The following is a 16,728-nucleotide window of genomic DNA, read 5'->3' on the forward strand; positions in this document are numbered from 1 at the left end:
CGCATGGCCGTCTATACCGACGTCAACGAGGGCGAGCTCGGCGCATTCCTGAAGGCCTATCCGGTCGGCGAGCTCCTTTCCTACAAGGGTATCGCCGAAGGCACCGAGAATTCGAATTTTCTCGTCCATGCCTCCACCGGCTCCTATATCCTGACGCTCTACGAGAAGCGCGTCGACAAGGACGATCTGCCCTTCTTCCTCGGCCTCATGAGCCATCTCGCCAGGAAGGGCATTTCCTGCCCGCTTCCCGTCACCGCGCATGACGGCACAGTCATCGGCACGCTTGCGGGCCGACCCGCCGTCATCATCACCTTCCTCGAAGGTCTCTCGCTCAGGCGCCCGACGGCAGCGCATTGCGGCGAGGTCGGCAAGGCCCTGGCCGGGCTTCATCTTGCCGGCCAGGACTTCTCGATGACGAGAAAGAACGCGCTCGGCATCGACGGCTGGCGCAAGCTGTGGGCGGCGTCACGGGATCGCGCCGACGAGGTCGAGCCCGGTCTGGCGGCCGAGGTCGACGCCGACTTCGCGGAGTTCGAGCGTGCCTGGCCGGCCGGCCTGCCGAAAGGCATCATTCATGCCGACCTGTTCCCCGACAATGTCTTCTTTCTTGGCGAGAAACTGTCGGGGCTGATCGACTTCTATTTCGCCTGCGACGACCTCTACGCCTATGACGTCGCCACCTGTCTCAACGCCTGGTGCTTCGAGAAGGATTTTTCCTTCAACCTCACCAAGGGCGCGGCGCTGCTTGCCGGCTACCAGGCGGTGCGGCCGCTGGGTGCCGACGAGAAGGCGGCGCTGCCGATGCTGGCGCGCGGTTCGGCGCTGCGCTTCATGCTGACCAGGCTTTATGACTGGCTGACCATTCCCGATGGCGGGCTGGTGATGAAACGCGATCCGATGGAATATATTCGCCGCATGCGCTTTCACCGCGCCATCAAGTCTCCATCCGAATACGGACTGACATGAACAAGCGGGTCGAGATCTTCACCGACGGCGCCTGCTCGGGCAATCCCGGTCCGGGCGGCTGGGGCGCCGTGCTGCGCTACAACGGCGTCACCAAGGAACTTTCGGGCGGCGAGGCCGAGACCACCAACAACCGCATGGAGCTGCTTGCCGCCATCACGGCGCTGAACGCCCTGAAGCAGCCCTGCGCGGTCGATCTCTACACCGACAGCAAATATGTCATGGACGGCATCTCCAAATGGATCCATGGCTGGAAGAAGAACGGCTGGAAGACCGGCGAGAAGAAGCCGGTCAAGAACGGCGAACTCTGGCAGGCGCTCGACGAAGCCAACAGCCGTCACAAGGTGACGTGGTTCTGGGTGAAAGGCCATGCCGGCCATCCCGAGAACGAACGCGCCGACGAACTGGCGAGGCAGGGCATGGCGCCATTCAAGCCGAAGACGGCGCGACCGGCAGCGGTTGCAGCTGTGTCGAAGCCGGAAGGCGCTTCGGCCAAGAGACCCGCGCCCCGGCGCTCGACGCAAAGCTACTGACCACGTCGACCTTTCGTCAGCGGATCGCCAGCGCCGTGGAGAACAGGCCGAGCGCGAACACAGTGTGCGACACGAGATTGAGTGCCCGCACCAGCATCGGATTGGGCCGTTTGGAAGCCGCCCAGCCGGCGCCCATACCGGGCGCCAGCAGGAACCAGCCGGCGCCGACGGTCACGATGCCGAGGATGAAGGCTGGCAGGAACGTCGGCTCGGCAAGCCACCCTGCTCCCGCAAGCACGACCAGGATGACGCCGTAGGCGATGCCGACGAGATAGTGGAAAGCCCAGCCCAGCGCCTTCTCATGCGCATAGGGCGTGGCCTTGCCGATGTCGTCGTGGAAGACGGTTTCGGGCAGGTGGCGGACCCAGCGACCCACCAGTCCCCAATCCGGTCTGGGCAGACCGAACATTCTGTCGAGGACGATCGCCCAGACATCCATGAAGATGGTGGCGCCGATACCGATCGCGACGGCGCGCCAGGCGATGTCGAACATCAGAGCTGCTCGAGGACCTTGGCGGCACCGCTTTCGGCAACACCCGGCTTGGTCTCGATATTGAGCGCCTTGACGGTGCCGTCGTCGACGATCATCGAAAAGCGTTTCGAACGCAGCCCCATGCCGTTCGCGGAAAGATCATTGTCAAGACCGACTGTCTTGGCGAAGTCGCCGCTGCCGTCCGCGAGGTAGAGGATCTTGCCTTCGCCGCCGGTGAAGCGCGCCCAGGCGCCCATCACATGGACGTCGTTGACCGAGATGACAGCGATGGTGTCGACGCCGCGCGCGAGAATGGCGTCGTGGTTTTCGAGGTAGCCCGGCAGGTGGTTGTTGCTGCAGGTCGGCGTGAAGGCGCCGGGCACGCCGAACAGCACCACCTTCTTCCCGGAGAAGATTTCGGCCGAGGTGATCGGCTTGGGGCCGTCCGCGGTCATCGTCTTGAAGGTCGCGTCGGGCAGTTTCTCGCCAACCGAAATCGTCATGGAATTCCTCGTTTGAAAATTTGGGAAGATTTTGTCTGCGATAGCGAAGTCGGGCGTCTCCCGCAACCGGCAGGCCAGCCTGGCTCAAGGGAAAGGCAACAAGCCGTCCACCGCGCCCTCGGCGCTGACCAGCGTGTAGTAGAGCCCGCCATCTGTGGGCGTCGCCGACGGCCGATCGAGGATCGGGACGGTGAATACCAGCTTGCCGTCCTTTTCGCTGCGCACCGGTGCGCCGAACATGTAGTCGCGCTCGCCTGCGATGAAGAAATCGACAGCATCCGGATCTCCCGGCGAATGCGCTTCGACGACGAGGGTCTCGTGGTCACCGGGCAGCACCCGGACCCCGAAATCGGGCCGCGCCGCGGAGGGCAGCGTTGCAAGTGCCGTCTTCACCAAGGCCGCGTCCGTCGCGTTGTGCGGATCGGAGGCGGGATCGACGCTAAGCCGCGTCTGCACCGGGATGCAGATGGTCTCGCATATGCCGAGGAAGACGTGGGCATCGATGGTCGCCGGCTGGTCGGGTGCCGATAACGTGAAGGTAACGGGCAGCGACACGGGGCGGTCATAGCCGGCCCATTTGCCGTAGCCGTCGTCATGCCTGCGTGGTGGGGGGAACGACAGCTGCGCATCGGCAATGTTGGTGCTGCCCGAGATGTCGATCTGCGGCGGCACGCCGGAATCGCCAGGATCTCGCCAATAGGTTTTCCAGCCGGGCTTCAGCGCAATGTCGAGCACGCCATGGATCTTGCCGGACTCGTCGGGCCCGCCGCTGGTCACCAGCCGGACCTTGCCGCCCTCGCTGATGTACCAGACCGAGGACGAAGCTCCCGCCGGAAGACCCGTTCCCAATGCGATGACGGCGGCAAGCACGAGTATGTTCAGGCTACGCATGGCGGTGATTTGATCGTCCGTTGATGGCCGTGCAATGATTTCGTGATCTTGCCGGTATCATATTTGCGTGACATCCGGCACCCGCAGCATCTTTTCGGCGCGCCGGAAACGGGTTACCTTCACGTCATGGACTTGTTGCGCCACAAAAAGAGAGCCACCGGCCGCGGCTTTCTCGACGATCAGTTCCTGATTGCCATGCCTGGCATGAAGGACGACCGTTTCACGCGCTCGGTTATCTATATCTGCGCCCACAGCGACGAGGGCGCGATGGGCCTGATCATCAACCAGACGCAGCAGATGTTGTTTCCGGATCTTCTGGTGCAACTCGGCATCATGAACGAGCAGGAGGCGATCCGCCTGCCGGCTCATGCCCGCGATTTCGTCGTTCGCAATGGCGGCCCCGTCGACCGCAGCCGTGGCTTTGTGCTGCATTCCGGCGACTATCGTGTGGAATCCTCGCTCAACGTCTCTGACGACATTTGCCTCACCGCCACGGTCGACATTTTGCGCGCGATTTCGACGGGCCGTGGCCCGCGGCATGCGCTGATGGCGCTCGGCTATTCCGGCTGGGGCGCCGGCCAGCTCGAGAACGAGATCGCCGAAAATGGCTGGCTGACCTGCCCGGCGACGCCGGAACTCTTGTTCGACGCCGACATCGAGCGCAAATACGACCGCATTCTGGCGTCGATCGGCATCGATCTCGCCCATCTCAGCGCCGCCGCCGGCCACGCTTAAACCGCGCCTGCGCTAACGTCGGAGATTAGCCGAAGCCGCCCTCGACTTCATCATGCTAGGGCGCAGTGAACGCTCGACCCTTCAAGCCTGCGCGAGCGGATACTGTTCCCGCAGCGTCTTCAGCACCTGGTCGCCGGGCATCGGCGCGCCGAACATGAAGCTCTGCACATATTCGCAGCCCATCTGGCGAAGCTCCAGCGCGTCGCTCTCGTCCGAGATACCCTCGGCAACCACCGACAGGCCGAGCTCATGCGCCATGTTGACCATGGACTTGAGCAGCACCGCCCGCTTCGGCGTGGCGTCGTCGACGAAGCTCCTGTCGATCTTGATCGTGTCGAACGGGAAGCGCGTCAGATAGGAGAGCGACGAATAGCCCGTGCCGAAATCGTCGAGCGACAGGCCGATGCCGAGCTGTTTCAGCTTGGTCAGCACATGCGCGGTCTGTTCGGGATTGTCCATCACCAGCGATTCGGTGAGCTCTAGCCGGAAGCAGCGCGGCTTGAGATTGGCGCGCGCGATCACCGAGCGCACGTCGCTCACCAGGTCGCGGCGGATAAGCTGGCGGCTGGACAGGTTGACCGAGATCGACAGCGGCGCATCGCCGATCTGCTTTTGCCATGTCGCCAGGTCCTCGGCGGCCTGCTGCATGGCGAACAGGCCGAGCTGCACGATCAACCCGCAATTCTCGGCCACCGGAATGAAATCCCCCGGCGGGATCATGCCGCGCCGCGGGTGGTCCCACCGGAGCAGGGCCTCGAAACCGGCGACGCTGCCGTCCTCGAGCCGCACGATCGGCTGGTAGGCGAGCGTGAACTCACGTCGCTCGATGGCGCGGCGAAGATCGGATTCGAACTGCAGCCGGTCGGTGCCGACGGTGCGGAAGGCCGGCCGGAACGGCTCGATCCTGTCGCCGCCGAAACGCTTCGCCTGGTGCATGGCAAGCTCGGCGTCCTTGACCATGTCCTCGGCCGAGGTCTGTGCCGTCGTCCAGGTTATCAGGCCGATCGAGGCGGTGAGCACGATCTCGCGCTTGGCGAAGGTGATCGGGTTGTTGATGGCATGCTTGACGGCATCGGCCATGGCGGCGATGCGGGCCGGATCCTGCTCCGACAGCAGCATCAGCGCGAACTGGTCGCCGGCAAAGCGCGACAGCGAGTCCTTGGGTTTCAGCAGCCGGTGCAGCCGGCGCGCGATGGTCAGCAGGATGGTGTCGCCGGCCGAGATGCCGAGGCCGTCATTGACCTGCTTGAAGCGGTCGATGTCGATCACGAAGACGGTCGGGCGCACCTTGTCCTCGGTGCGGGCGATCGAGATGATCGCCTCCAGCCGGTTCATGAACAGCTCGCGGTTCGGCAGGCCGGTCAGGTTGTCATGCACGGCGTCGTGCAGCAGCCTTTCCTCGGATTTCTTCTGCTCCGTCACGTCGACCATCGTGCCGACGCAGCGGATCACCTCGCCGTCCGATCCGATCACCGGCCGGGCACGCAGCGCGAACCAGTGGTAGTGGCCGTCGGCGCCGCGCAGGCGGAAGTTCTGCGCCACCTTGCCGCGCCGGTGCTCCAGCACGACGTCGAGCGTGGTGCGGAAGGTGTCGCGGTCATCGGCGTGCAGCACAGGCAGCCAGTTGCGGGCCGCGCCCGAAAGGCTGTTGGGGGCAAGGCCAAGCTGCAGGCTGATATCGGGCTTGGTCACGACGCGGTCGCGCAGGACATCCCAGTCCCAGACAATGTCGCCCGAACCTGCAACGGCCAGCGCCTGCCGCTCGAGGTCGGAGAACAGGCCCTGATGCAGCGCGCCGCCGGCAAAGGCATGCTGCATGACAGTGAAGCCGATGAGCAGGATGATCAGGATCAGGCCGCCGCCCAACGCCGGCTGGGCGATGTCGTTGTCGAGCATGCCGGTGATCGCCATCCACGAGCCGCATAGCCACAGCAGCACCATCACCCAGCTCGGCACCAGCATGATCGCTCGGTCGTAACCGCGAATACCGAGAAAGATGATCAGGCCGAGCCCGGTCAGGGCGGTGGCAGCAAAGGAGATGCGGGCGATGCCGGCGGCCACCGCCGGGTCGACGATCGCCACGCCGGCGATCAGCAGCAGCCCGAGGATCCAGACCAGCGCGCCGTAGCTGAAATGGCCATGCCAGCGATTGAGGTTGAGGTAGGCGAACAGGAACACCACGAAGGTGGCGGCCAAGGCCACTTCGGTACCGGCCCGCCACATCTGCTCATTGCCGGGCGAAATCTCGATGACCTTGTTGAGAAAGCCGAAATCGACGCAGATATAGGCCAAAACAGCCCAGGCAAGCGCCGCGGTCGCCGGAAACATCGAGGTACCCTTGACCACGAACAGGATGGTCAGGAACAGCGCCAGAAGGCCGGCGATGCCGATGACGATGCCGCGGAACAGCGTGTAGGAATTGACCGAATCCTTGTAGGATTCCGGGTCCCACAGATAGACCTGCGGCAGCTTTGGCGAGGCAAGCTCGGCGATGAAGGTGACGACGGTGCCGGGGTTCAGCGTCACCCGGAACACGTCGGCGTCGGGGCTGGTCTGGCGGTCGAGCGCGAAGCCCTCGCTGGGCGTGATCGCCGCGATGCGGGTTGAGCCGAGATCCGGCCAGAAGATGCCCGAATTCACCAGCCGGAAATGCGGCGCGACGATCAGCCGGTCGAGCTGCTGGTCGGTGGTGTTGGCGAGCGCGAACACCGCCCAGTCGCCGGTCGAGCGCGCGTCATTGGCCTCGACCTCGATGCGGCGCACGATGCCGTCGGGGCCGGGAGCGGTCGAGACCTGGAAGTTCTCGCCCTGGTTGCGGAAGATCTCGACAGCTTGCGAAAGGTTGAGCGCCTTGTCGTCGCGGGCGATCTTGATCGGCTCGACGGCGAGCGCCGGCATCGCCGCCGAAAGCGTGAGGATGACCGCCAGGATGAGAGCGAACAGCGACGCGATTCGCGAAAAATTCGTCACAAATCAGCCCTTCGTTCCATCGCACGGCGGATCGTCCGCGATCCGCGCGTAGAGGTAATGATCCTGCCAGATCCCGTTGATCCTGAGATAGGATCGAAGAAGCCCTTCGCGCCGGAATCCGGCTTTTTCAAGCACGCGGATCGAACGGGCATTGTCGGGAATACAGGCAGCCTCGATCCGGTGCAACCTCAGCGTATCGAAGGCAAAGCGCGACACCAGCTTGACCGCTTCCGTCATCAGTCCGCGCCCGCCATAGCGCTCGCCGATCCAGTAGCCGATGTGGCCGCTTTGCGCGACGCCGTGACGAATGTTGCCGAGCGTGATGCCGCCGGCGAGCTTGCCGCTCGACTTCTCGAAGATGAAGAAGGCGATGGCAGTGCCTTGCGCATAGTCCTCGCGGTAGCGGCTGATGCGCAGCCGCCATGCCGTCCGATCCAGCTCGTCCGGCTGCCACCGTGGCTCCCACGGTTCCAGAAAGGCGCGGCTTTCGCCGCGTACCGTCGACCATTCGCGATAATCGTTGGTCAGCGGCACGCGCAGCGTCACCTTGTCGCCCTTCAGTGCCGGCAGGTCGCGGCGAAAGAAAGGGAGCGCGAACACGGCTCTTTGCGGGGTTAGACGGCGAGCTTGCGGGCCGTGGTCTGCGGACCCGAAAGCGAATCGAGGATCGCCTCGTAGGGCGCCAGCGTGCCCACGGGGCCGACGGCGGTCAGCGTCGGCTTGGTCGAGAACAGCCGTGACGACAGATCCGTCAGTCGCTCGACGGTGAGCGCCGCCAAGCGCTCCATCAATTCCTCCTTGACGATCGGCCGGCCGAACAAAAGCAACTGGCGCGCGATCTGCGAGGCACGGCTGGCCGGGCTTTCCGCCGACATGATCAGCCCGGCGCGGTACTGCGCGCGTGCCCGGTCGAGCTCTTCCTGCAGGATGTTTTCGCCGGCCTTCTGCAATTCGTCGATGATGACCGGCACCAGCTTGGCGACGTCGCTCTGTCCGGTCGCGGCGTGGACGCCGAAGATGCCGGTGTCCGAAAAACCCCAATGGAAGGCATAGACGGAGTAGCAGAGGCCGCGCTTCTCGCGCACCTCCTGGAACAGCCTCGAAGACATGCCGCCGCCGAGGATCATCGACAGCACCTGCGAGGCGTAGAAGTCGCGCACATGGTAGGCGCGGCCCTCGAAGCCGAGCACGATCTGCGCGTCCATCAGGTCGCGGTCCTCGCGGAAGTCGCCGCCGACATATTGGGCGTATTGCGGCATGGTGCTGTTGGCCTTGGCGCGGAAGCCGCCGAGCTGCTTTTCGACCTCGCGCACGAAATTGTCATGCTTGATGTCGCCAGCACCCACGATCACCATGCGCTCGGCGCCGTATTGCCGTTCGATGAAATCGTGCAACTGCTTGGAAGTGAAGGATTTGACCGTCTCCGGCGTACCGAGGATGGAGCGGCCGATCGTCTGATGGCGGAAGGCGGTCTCGGTGAAACGGTCGAAGACGATGTCGTCCGGCGTGTCGTGCGCGGCGCCGATCTCCTGCAGGATCACATGCTGCTCGCGCTCCAGCTCTTCCGGATCGAACTCGGACTCCTGCAGGATATCGGCCAGGATATCCACGGCCAACGGCACGTCGTCGGAGAGAACCCTGGCGTAATAGGAGGTGGTCTCGACGCTCGTCGCTGCGTTGATCTCGCCGCCGACATTCTCGATTTCCGAGGCGATCTGGAAGGCGCTCCGCCGCTTCGTTCCCTTGAACGCCATATGCTCGAGCAGGTGGGCCATGCCATGCTCGTCGTCGCGTTCATTGCGGGCGCCCGACTTCACCCAGGCGCCTAGGGCAACGGATTCGAGGCTTGGAAGGGTTTCGGTGGCGACTGTCAGGCCGTTCGACAGACGGCTTACCTCAACACCCATATGGCAACTACTCCCTAACGTGCCGCCCGCGTGTGGCGGCCCACGTAATCTTCCACCATTTTCAGGTCGGAGGGAAGTATCGTGTATTTTTCGTCGGCTGTCATCAAGCCGCCGAGCCATGCGGGGAGCGCAGGCACAATGCCGCTGGCGGCTTCGACCGCCGCCGGGAACTTTGCCGGATGGGCGGTGCCGAGCACCACCATCGGCACTGCGCCCGAGGGGTAGGCGGCGGCGACATGCACGGCCGCCGCCGTGTGCGGATCGAGCAGATAGCTGCTCGCTTCGAGCGTCGAACGGATGGTTGCGGCGACCTCGCCGACATCGGCCCGGCCGGCATCGAATTCAGCGCGGATCAAGGCCATTTCGCCGGCCTCGACGGTGAAGGCACCCGACTGCTTCAGCCCGTTCATGTAGCGCCTGACCGTCGCGGCGTCGCGGCCCGCGGCCTCGAACAGCAGGCGCTCGAAGTTGGACGACACCTGGATGTCCATCGACGGCGAGGTGGTGGCGAACACGCCCTTGGTGCGGTATTCGCCGGTTGCCAGCGTGCGCGCCAGAATGTCGTTGTCATTGGTGGCGATGATCAGCCTCTCGATCGGCAGCCCCATGCGCTTGGCAGCGAAGCCGGCGAAAATGTCGCCGAAATTGCCGGTCGGCACCGTGAACGACACCGGCCGGTCCGGCCCGCCGAGCGACAGCGCCGAAGAAAAATAATAGACGATCTGGGCCATGATCCGGGCCCAGTTGATCGAATTCACGCCCGACAGCGAAACGCGGTCGCGAAAGCCATGGTCGTTGAACATGTCCTTCACCAGGCCCTGGCAATCGTCGAAATTGCCTTCGATCGACAGCGCATGCACGTTGGCGCCAGTCGACGTCGTCATCTGCCGCTGCTGAACTGGCGACACCTTGCCGTGCGGAAAGAGGATGAAGATGTCGGTGCGGTCCCGGCCGGCGAAGGCATCGATGGCCGCGCCCCCCGTATCGCCGGAGGTGGCTCCGACAATCGTCGCGCGCTGGCCGCGCTCGGCCAGCACATGGTCCATCAGCCGGGCAAGCAACTGCATCGCCACGTCCTTGAAGGCCAGCGTCGGGCCGTGGAACAGTTCCAGGATGAAGCTGTTGGCGCCGGTCTGGACCAGCGGGCAGACGGCATCGTGGCGGAAGGTGGTATAGGCTTCCCGCACCAGACGCTCGAACACAGGCGCCGCGATCTCGCCGCCGAGGAACGGCGTCAGCACGCGGATGGCGAGGTCCGGGTAGGAAAGACCGCGCATGGCGCGGATATCGGCCGCCGAGAATTGCGGCCATTCACGCGGCACATAAAGTCCGCCGTCGCGCGCTAGACCGGCCAGCACCGCGTCGGAAAATCCAAGGACGGGGGCATCCCCGCGGGTACTCACATAATGCATCGCTTACAAGTCCATTTCTGCCGGTGGCGTCATCCACGGCAAATTGGTTAATTTTTGGAGCAGCCTCAGTCGCATTTTCGCCGCGCGGTTGCTATACGTCACCGGCTTTTTGAGAGGGAAGTGCAGTTCATGGCGTTTTATTCGGTCAACCGTCGTTTTGTCGCGGGTCTGGCGCTTGCCGGCTTTATGCTTGCCGCCGCCGGCTGCCAATCGAGCGACAACGGTATCCTGAACTTCGGTTTCAGCAAGAAGGATCCCACCGCGCCGCCTCCGCCGCAGGATCCCCAGGTGCTTGCCAGCCAGTTGCGCGCCTATTGTCCCAAGGTCACCTTGCGCGACGGCACCGCCTTCTTCAACACCTACTCCAAGGGCGGTGCGGTCAAGAAGAAGAAGACCGACCCGGCGCAGAACGCGGAAGCGGCAGCTGCAGCGGCGGCCCAGACCGGGCCGAACGGCGCGCCGATCGATCCCGCCCACGACCCGGCGAAGATCGTCTACCAGGCTTCGATTTCCGACGTCACGCGGGACTGCACCCATGCTAACGGCCAGCTGTCGATGAAGATTGCGGTCGCCGGCAAGGTCGTGCCGGGTCCGATGTTCTCGCCCGGAACGATCACCATGCCGATCCGTATCGTGGTCACGCATGGCACCGAGGTGCTCTATTCGCAATTGCACCAATACCAGGTGCAGGTCACCGATCCGTCCGCTGCCACCCAGTTCGTCTTCACCGACGCCAATGTTGCAGTGCCGGAGCCGGCCGCGCAGGACTATCAGGCCTATGCCGGCTATGACGAGAACGCGCCGAAGGCGACGACGGCGAAAGCCAAGAGAAAGAAGAAGCCCGTAGCGGTGACGAACTGACGGGCCCAGGCGGAGCGGTTCAGCTTTTCACGGAGTGACTGAGCCGCTCTAAGTGCCTGCTCTTGCGAAGTTCCGAACGAAAAGCGCCTCGTTCTTGCCTAGGCGTGCTCCGACCATTCCGCCAGTGCGGCAATCGTGCTGTTCAGTTCCGCCCAGCGGCGGATGACCGTCTCGGCGCCCGCCTCGGTCAGCGCGTCGGCGTGGCCGGGATAGCTGTGGCCTGCGCCGGTGAAGCCGATGACCCGCATGCCCGCCGCCCTGGCGCCGGTGATGCCGTGCACGGAATCCTCGATCACGAAAGTGTTCTTCGGGTCCGCGCCGAGCTTTTCGGCGGCAAACAGGAACACGTCCGGCGCCGGTTTGGTCTTCTTGCTGGGGATGTCCAGCCCCGAGAAGATGCGGCCGGCGAAGAACGGCAGCAGCCGCACCTTCTCCAGCATGAATTCGATCCGCTCCGTGCGGCTATTCGAGCACACCGCGCGCGGCGCGGTCACGGTAGCCACCGCCTCCCGCGCGCCGTCGATGATGCGCACGTCGCTGCGCAGCTTGCGGTCGACCAGTTCCTCGGCTCGGTCGATCAGCGAAGCCTGGAATGGGATGCGCGACTTCTCTTCGACCCGCATCAATATGTCCTTGAAGGTCAGCCCGGCATAGGTCTCGGAAATCTCCTCCGCCGAGATTTCGTAGCCCGCCGACGTCAGCAGCTCGGCCTCGACGCGCGCGGCGATGATTTCGGAATCGACGAGCACGCCGTCGCAATCGAAGATGACAAGGTTTGGCTGGGGCATGGCAATCCGATAGCGGGGGAACATGGCCTGACTGGCCCAAGCGGCGCGACATACACCAAGGGACCGGTTTTCGCAAACCGCGACCGCGGGCCGGCGGCTTTCACCGAATGTTTACGCTGATCGGTAACCATAACGGGCAGTAAACCAGTAACGCGTACCTTGGGTGTCAAATGTCTGCCGTGCGTCTTCTCGACGAGCTTTCCCATGCTCCCCTTAAGTCCGAATGGCTGGACACGATCCTGAAGGGCGACTGCGTCGCCGCGCTCGAGCGCCTGCCGGAAAAATCGGTCGACATCGTCTTCGCCGACCCCCCCTACAATCTGCAGCTCGACGGCGACCTGCACCGGCCCGACCAATCCAAGGTGGACGCCGTCGACGACGACTGGGACCGGTTTGAGAGTTTCGAAGCCTATGACGCTTTCACCCGCGCCTGGCTGCTCGCGGCGCGCCGCGTGCTGAAGCCCAACGGCACCATCTGGGTCATCGGCTCCTACCACAACATCTTCCGTGTCGGCGCCAGGATGCAGGATCTCGGCTTCTGGATCTTGAACGACGTCGTCTGGCGCAAGACCAACCCGATGCCGAACTTCCGCGGCCGCCGCTTCCAGAACGCGCATGAGACGATGATCTGGGCATCGCGCGACCAGAAGGCCAAGGGCTACACCTTCAATTACGAAGCGCTCAAGGCCTCGAATGACGACCTGCAGATGCGCTCCGATTGGCTGTTCCCGATCTGCACCGGCGGCGAGCGGCTGAAGGACGACAACGGGAACAAGCTGCACCCGACACAGAAACCGGAAGCGCTGCTTGCCCGCATCATGATGGCCTCGACCAAGCCGGGCGACGTGGTGCTCGATCCCTTCTTCGGCTCCGGCACCACGGGCGCGGTCGCCAAGCGGCTCGGCCGCCACTTCGTCGGCATCGAGCGCGAGCAGGCTTACATCGACGCCGCCAACCAGCGCATCGCGGCAGTGCGCCCGCTGGAGGGCGCCGACCTCACCGTGCTGTCCGGCAAGCGCGCCGAGCCGCGCGTCGCCTTCATCAGCCTTATCGATACCGGCCTGGTGGCGCCTGGCGCCACGCTCTACGACGCCAAGAAGCGCTGGGCGGCCAAGGTGCGCGCCGACGGCACTCTGGCCATCGGCGACAGCGCCGGCTCGATCCACAAGATCGGCGCGGAAGTGCAGGGTCTGGACGCCTGCAATGGCTGGACCTTCTGGCATTATGAGCGCAGCGGCGGCCTGACCCCGATCGACGAGTTGCGCCGCATCGCTCGCCTCGGCATGGAGCGGGCAGGGGGCTGATCCCGCCAATTTCGCAGCTGAATCGATTTCCCAGCCGATCGCCCCAATGCATGTCGCTCAGAAGTGTGCGCGGTTCTGAGACAACGACATCCATAAAAAAAGGCGTCGCCTGAATTCGTTTCAGCGCGACGCGCTTTAAGCGATTCAACTCACGCCGCGATTCCCAGCCGCTTGAGGTCTTGCTTGAGCGTTTCGGCATCGGTGAACAGCACCGACTGCCAGCCGGCGGCCCTGGCGCCGTCGACATTCTTCTGGCTGTCGTCGATGAACAGCGTCGCCGACGGTTCGAGCCCGAACGCCGCGACATGATGATCGTAGATGCCGCGATCCGGCTTGATCAGGCCGATCTCGCCCGACACGGTGACGCCGCGCGGACGGTTGAGGAAATCGAAGCGCTGGCGTGCCTCGGCAAGCGTGTCGGCGGCGAAGTTGGTCAGCATGGTCACGTCGTGGCCGCTCTCGATCAGTCCGATCATGATCGCGACGCTGTCTTCATAGGCATGCGGGACCATCTCGTGCCAGTGGCGGCGGAAATTGCGGATGTTTTCAGCGTGGTCGGGATGCTCGGCAATTAGCAACGCTTCCGCATCTTCCCAGGTCCGGCCGCGATCCTGCTCGATGTTCCATGCGCTGGTGCAGACGTTGTCGAAGAACCATTTGCGCTCCTCTGCATCGGGGATCAGCCGGCTGAACGGCAGGTCCGGATCGTAATGGATCAGCACCTTGCCGATGTCGAACACGATGTGGCGGATTTCAGTCATTGCCTGCCTTTCAATGCGGGTGGTGCAGCCGTCGCTTTTTGGTCGCGCCCGGTATGGCCGCCTCGATGACCTTTTTCATGACGGTCGGCAGCGCTTCCCCGGAAATGGCATGGGGCAGCGACCAGAAATATCCGTCCGGTGCGTCACCTTTGATGTGGGCATGGAAGACTTCGAGTTCGAGCGCGAAATGGGTGAAGACATGGGCGATGCGCCCGGCGCGCTGCCAGTCGGCCGGAAAGGGTGCTGCATCCGTGGTCGTGGCGCCGTCCGCGCGCGCCGTCCAGGCGGTCGTGGGCACCTCCGTCATGCCGCCGAGCAGGCCCTTCTCCGGCCGCTTGCGCAACAGGACGGCGCCGTCGCCGCGCTCGGCAACGAAGGCCGCACCGCGCCTGAACGGCCTGTCGTCCTTGGGCAGGCGAACCGGGAAGCGTTCCGGATCGCCTGAAAGAATGGCGCTGCAATCCTCGCGCAGCGGGCACAGCATGCAGCGCGGCCGGCGCGGTGTGCAGATCGTCGCGCCGAGATCCATCATCGCCTGGGCGAAGTCCCCTGGCCGGTTGGCTGGCACCAAGTCCTCGACGAGCGCGCGGATCTCTGGTTTCGCCTCGCTCAGCGGCGTCTCAACCGAATAAAGCCGCGAGATGACGCGCTCGACATTGCCGTCGACGACCGCTGCCGGCCGGTCGAAGGCGATCGCCGCGATCGCAGCCGCCGTATAGGTGCCGATGCCCGGCAGTTCCTTCAGGCCGGTCTCGGTATTTGGAAAGCGGCCGCCCTGCCGAGCCAGCAGGTCGGCGCAGGCTTTCAGGTTGCGTGCCCGGGAGTAATAGCCGAGCCCGGCCCAGGCCTTCATGACGTCCTCGGCCGGCGCCGCTGCCAGCGCCTCGACGGTGGGCCATTTCTCCACGAAGGTGCGAAAATAGGCTTTTACCGCCTCGACCGTGGTCTGTTGCAGCATGACCTCGGACAGCCAGACGCGATAAGGGTCAGATCTTGCTCCGCGCGCAAAGGCGCCGGGCGTCACGCGCCAGGGCAGGTCGCGGTGATGCGCGTCGTACCAGGCAAGCAGGCGCGCGGCGATGCCGGCATCTCCTGATTTTGTAGCCTTGCGGGTCTGGTCTTGCGGTGCCATTGATCGGATAAGTCACGGACTGGAAAACGCACATGGCAGGGAAAAGGCCCTTCGGCAATCCCGTTCCGGTGAGCGATCTCGCCACCGAGATCCTCGATCCGGTGCTGAAGAAGCGCGCCGGCATCTCGATCGGGCTGGTGCAGTCCTGGGAAGAGATCGCCGGCCCCCGGCTTGCCGCCCATTCGCGCCCGGAAAAAATCCAGTGGCCGCGCCGCCTGCATGAGGACGACCCCTTCGAGCCGGCGACGCTGATCATTGCCTGCGAAGGCATGGCCGCTCTCCATCTTCAGCATGAAGCCGGCGAGGTCATCAACCGCGTCAACGCCTTTCTGGGGTTCAATGCGATCGGCCGCATCAGGATTCTGCAGAAGCCGGTCCTGCCGCAAAAAGCCCGGCCGAAACCGGCGCCGCGCCCGCTCAGCGAGGCCGAGAAGGCGAAGCTGGCGCGCACCGTAGGCAAGATCGAGGACGATGGCTTGCGTGCTTCCCTGGAGCGGCTTGGAGCGACGATCATGGGACAAAAAAGACCGTGAGCCTGTCTCCCGAAAATGGGCAGCGCTGTCGGGAAAAGACATGCGGCGTGCTGCAAAATTGTCTTCAATATCGCGTATTCGTGATCGCGCCCGAAAAATTTGGCGATTGGATTGGGGACGGCGATGCCTTAATTCGCGCCAACTCTCGCCTTTTCTAGCCCTTGCATTGCAAAATCCAACCGATATCAGGTGATTCGCATGAACAATGCCCCGTTTGGCAAAAGCTTGTCCCGCAGGAACCTTCTGACCACGCTGGCCGCCGTTCCGGCGGTGGCGCTGCTTTCCGCATGCAGCGACTCGGGCGAGGAGGCAAAGGCAGCCAATGCGAAGCCAGCCGATCCGTCGACACCCGCCAAGCCGGCTACGCCGGCGGCTGCCAAGGTGCCGGAGGCGCAGGGCACGGTCGACATGGCGGAACTGCTCAAGCCCGGCGCGCTGCCCGACAAGCAGCTCGGCAAGGACGACGCCAAGGTCACCATCGTCGAATATGCGTCGATGACTTGCCCGCATTGCGCGCATTTCGCTGCGACCACCTTCCCCGAGTTGAAGACAAAGTACATCGACACCGGCAAGGCTCGTTACATCCTGCGCGAATTCCCGTTCGATCCGAGCGCCGAGGCCGGCTTCATGCTGGCACGCTGCGCCAAGGACAACTATTTCGCCATGGTCGATGTGCTGTTCAAGCAGCAACCCAGCTGGGTTGGCGTCAGCAACACCAAGGAAGCGCTGCTGCAGATTTCCAAGCTCGCCGGTTTTACACAGGAGTCCTTTGAGGCCTGCTTGACGGACCAGAAACTTCTGGACGATGTGAGAGCAGTCCAGAAACGCGGAGCGGACGAGTTCAAGGTCGACTCGACACCGACCTTCTTCATCAATGGAAAGACCTACAAAGGGGCGATGTCGATTGAGGAAATGTCGGCCATCATCGACCCTCTGCTCTGACGTCCAGGCCGCGCCGAAGCG

The 16,728-nt window shown here is 63.9% G+C and carries 17 protein-coding genes; 7 read left to right on the forward strand and 10 right to left on the reverse strand.

The genetic code is table 11. From position 1 onward, the window contains the following. Positions 1-3: 3 nt before the first annotated feature. Both EN818_RS08150 and rnhA read left to right on the forward strand, forming a co-directional pair. Positions 4-966 (forward strand): homoserine kinase, encoded by a 963-nt coding sequence (locus tag EN818_RS08150; protein WP_135904188.1) that lies wholly within the window; start codon positions 4-6, stop codon positions 964-966. Further along, positions 963-1,496 carry a ribonuclease HI gene (rnhA, locus tag EN818_RS08155; RefSeq protein ID WP_135904190.1) on the forward strand — a complete coding sequence of 178 codons (534 nt, stop codon included), beginning with the start codon at positions 963-965 and terminating at the stop codon, positions 1,494-1,496. The genes EN818_RS08150 and rnhA overlap by 4 nt, the downstream gene beginning before the upstream one ends. 16 nt (positions 1,497-1,512) lie before the next feature. Here the strand turns inward: rnhA and EN818_RS08160 are convergent, their stop codons facing one another. The 3 genes from EN818_RS08160 to EN818_RS08170 form a co-directional block, all read right to left on the reverse strand. Next, entirely contained in the window at positions 1,513-1,989 is a 477-nt protein-coding gene (locus tag EN818_RS08160) for a DUF2938 domain-containing protein (RefSeq protein WP_095805571.1), read from the reverse strand. Further along, positions 1,989-2,471 carry a peroxiredoxin gene (locus EN818_RS08165; protein ID WP_095805572.1) on the reverse strand — a complete coding sequence of 161 codons (483 nt, stop codon included), beginning with the start codon at positions 2,469-2,471 and terminating at the stop codon, positions 1,989-1,991. The genes EN818_RS08160 and EN818_RS08165 overlap by 1 nt, the downstream gene beginning before the upstream one ends. Before the next feature lie 84 nt (positions 2,472-2,555). After that, positions 2,556-3,362, reverse strand: coding sequence for a protein-disulfide reductase DsbD domain-containing protein (locus EN818_RS08170; RefSeq protein ID WP_135904192.1), 807 nt, complete (start codon positions 3,360-3,362; stop codon positions 2,556-2,558). 126 nt (positions 3,363-3,488) lie between these two features. Between EN818_RS08170 and EN818_RS08175 the strand changes: the two genes are divergently transcribed. Continuing rightward, positions 3,489-4,097, forward strand: a complete 609-nt coding sequence (locus tag EN818_RS08175) for a YqgE/AlgH family protein (RefSeq protein ID WP_135904479.1) — start codon at positions 3,489-3,491, stop codon at positions 4,095-4,097. An 81-nt stretch (positions 4,098-4,178) separates the two neighbouring features. On the opposite strand, the gene EN818_RS08180 is transcribed toward EN818_RS08175, so the two are convergent. From EN818_RS08180 to thrC, 4 genes are read right to left on the reverse strand one after another with little or no spacing between them, the layout of a single operon-like run. Beyond that, the gene (locus EN818_RS08180; protein WP_095805574.1) at positions 4,179-7,067 is read right to left on the reverse strand and encodes an EAL domain-containing protein; all 2,889 of its coding nucleotides are present in this window, start codon (positions 7,065-7,067) and stop codon (positions 4,179-4,181) included. Positions 7,068-7,070: 3 nt separating this feature from the next. Then, positions 7,071-7,667, reverse strand: a complete 597-nt coding sequence (locus EN818_RS08185; protein WP_095805575.1) for a GNAT family protein — start codon at positions 7,665-7,667, stop codon at positions 7,071-7,073. A 14-nt stretch (positions 7,668-7,681) separates the two neighbouring features. Then, positions 7,682-8,974 (reverse strand): pitrilysin family protein, encoded by a 1,293-nt coding sequence (locus EN818_RS08190; protein ID WP_135904194.1) that lies wholly within the window; start codon positions 8,972-8,974, stop codon positions 7,682-7,684. Positions 8,975-8,988: 14 nt separating this feature from the next. Further along, positions 8,989-10,386, reverse strand: a complete 1,398-nt coding sequence (thrC, locus tag EN818_RS08195) for a threonine synthase (RefSeq protein WP_135904196.1) — start codon at positions 10,384-10,386, stop codon at positions 8,989-8,991. 129 nt (positions 10,387-10,515) lie between these two features. Between thrC and EN818_RS08200 the strand changes: the two genes are divergently transcribed. Then, positions 10,516-11,247, forward strand: coding sequence for a hypothetical protein (locus EN818_RS08200; protein ID WP_095805578.1), 732 nt, complete (start codon positions 10,516-10,518; stop codon positions 11,245-11,247). Positions 11,248-11,345: 98 nt separating this feature from the next. Here the strand turns inward: EN818_RS08200 and EN818_RS08205 are convergent, their stop codons facing one another. Then, complete coding sequence (locus tag EN818_RS08205) at positions 11,346-12,035, reverse strand: HAD family phosphatase (protein ID WP_135904198.1); 690 nt, start codon at positions 12,033-12,035, stop codon at positions 11,346-11,348. Between the two features lie 170 nt (positions 12,036-12,205). Between EN818_RS08205 and EN818_RS08210 the strand changes: the two genes are divergently transcribed. Next, positions 12,206-13,339 carry a site-specific DNA-methyltransferase gene (locus EN818_RS08210; RefSeq protein WP_095805580.1) on the forward strand — a complete coding sequence of 378 codons (1,134 nt, stop codon included), beginning with the start codon at positions 12,206-12,208 and terminating at the stop codon, positions 13,337-13,339. A gap of 149 nt (positions 13,340-13,488) precedes the next feature. Here the strand turns inward: EN818_RS08210 and EN818_RS08215 are convergent, their stop codons facing one another. After that, a complete protein-coding gene (locus EN818_RS08215) occupies positions 13,489-14,100 on the reverse strand; it encodes an HAD family phosphatase (RefSeq protein ID WP_095805581.1) in 612 nt (203 codons plus the stop codon). Positions 14,101-14,110: 10 nt separating this feature from the next. Then, positions 14,111-15,232, reverse strand: coding sequence for an A/G-specific adenine glycosylase (gene mutY, locus EN818_RS08220; protein ID WP_135904200.1), 1,122 nt, complete (start codon positions 15,230-15,232; stop codon positions 14,111-14,113). 32 nt (positions 15,233-15,264) lie between these two features. Between mutY and EN818_RS08225 the strand changes: the two genes are divergently transcribed. Beyond that, the gene (locus EN818_RS08225; RefSeq protein ID WP_129553044.1) at positions 15,265-15,765 is read left to right on the forward strand and encodes a DUF721 domain-containing protein; all 501 of its coding nucleotides are present in this window, start codon (positions 15,265-15,267) and stop codon (positions 15,763-15,765) included. 198 nt (positions 15,766-15,963) lie between these two features. Further along, on the forward strand, positions 15,964-16,707 hold the full coding sequence (locus EN818_RS08230; RefSeq protein WP_135904202.1) for a DsbA family protein: 744 nt from the start codon (positions 15,964-15,966) through the stop codon (positions 16,705-16,707). Positions 16,708-16,728 lie beyond the last annotated feature (21 nt).

It is taken from the genome of Mesorhizobium sp. M3A.F.Ca.ET.175.01.1.1, from assembly GCF_004791945.1.
GTDB lineage: Bacteria > Pseudomonadota > Alphaproteobacteria > Rhizobiales > Rhizobiaceae > Mesorhizobium.

Coding starts and splice junctions, on each gene's coding strand:
- EN818_RS08225 (WP_129553044.1), top strand. CDS start 15,265: ATGGCAGGGAAAAGGCCCTTCGGCAATCCCGTTCCGGTGAGCGATCTC.
- EN818_RS08190 (WP_135904194.1), bottom strand. CDS start 8,974: ATGGGTGTTGAGGTAAGCCGTCTGTCGAACGGCCTGACAGTCGCCACC.
- EN818_RS08165 (WP_095805572.1), bottom strand. CDS start 2,471: ATGACGATTTCGGTTGGCGAGAAACTGCCCGACGCGACCTTCAAGACG.
- mutY (WP_135904200.1), bottom strand. CDS start 15,232: ATGGCACCGCAAGACCAGACCCGCAAGGCTACAAAATCAGGAGATGCC.
- EN818_RS08230 (WP_135904202.1), top strand. CDS start 15,964: ATGAACAATGCCCCGTTTGGCAAAAGCTTGTCCCGCAGGAACCTTCTG.
- EN818_RS08150 (WP_135904188.1), top strand. CDS start 4: ATGGCCGTCTATACCGACGTCAACGAGGGCGAGCTCGGCGCATTCCTG.
- EN818_RS08215 (WP_095805581.1), bottom strand. CDS start 14,100: ATGACTGAAATCCGCCACATCGTGTTCGACATCGGCAAGGTGCTGATC.
- thrC (WP_135904196.1), bottom strand. CDS start 10,386: ATGCATTATGTGAGTACCCGCGGGGATGCCCCCGTCCTTGGATTTTCC.
- rnhA (WP_135904190.1), top strand. CDS start 963: ATGAACAAGCGGGTCGAGATCTTCACCGACGGCGCCTGCTCGGGCAAT.
- EN818_RS08200 (WP_095805578.1), top strand. CDS start 10,516: ATGGCGTTTTATTCGGTCAACCGTCGTTTTGTCGCGGGTCTGGCGCTT.
- EN818_RS08175 (WP_135904479.1), top strand. CDS start 3,489: ATGGACTTGTTGCGCCACAAAAAGAGAGCCACCGGCCGCGGCTTTCTC.
- EN818_RS08170 (WP_135904192.1), bottom strand. CDS start 3,362: ATGCGTAGCCTGAACATACTCGTGCTTGCCGCCGTCATCGCATTGGGA.
- EN818_RS08210 (WP_095805580.1), top strand. CDS start 12,206: ATGTCTGCCGTGCGTCTTCTCGACGAGCTTTCCCATGCTCCCCTTAAG.
- EN818_RS08205 (WP_135904198.1), bottom strand. CDS start 12,035: ATGCCCCAGCCAAACCTTGTCATCTTCGATTGCGACGGCGTGCTCGTC.
- EN818_RS08160 (WP_095805571.1), bottom strand. CDS start 1,989: ATGTTCGACATCGCCTGGCGCGCCGTCGCGATCGGTATCGGCGCCACC.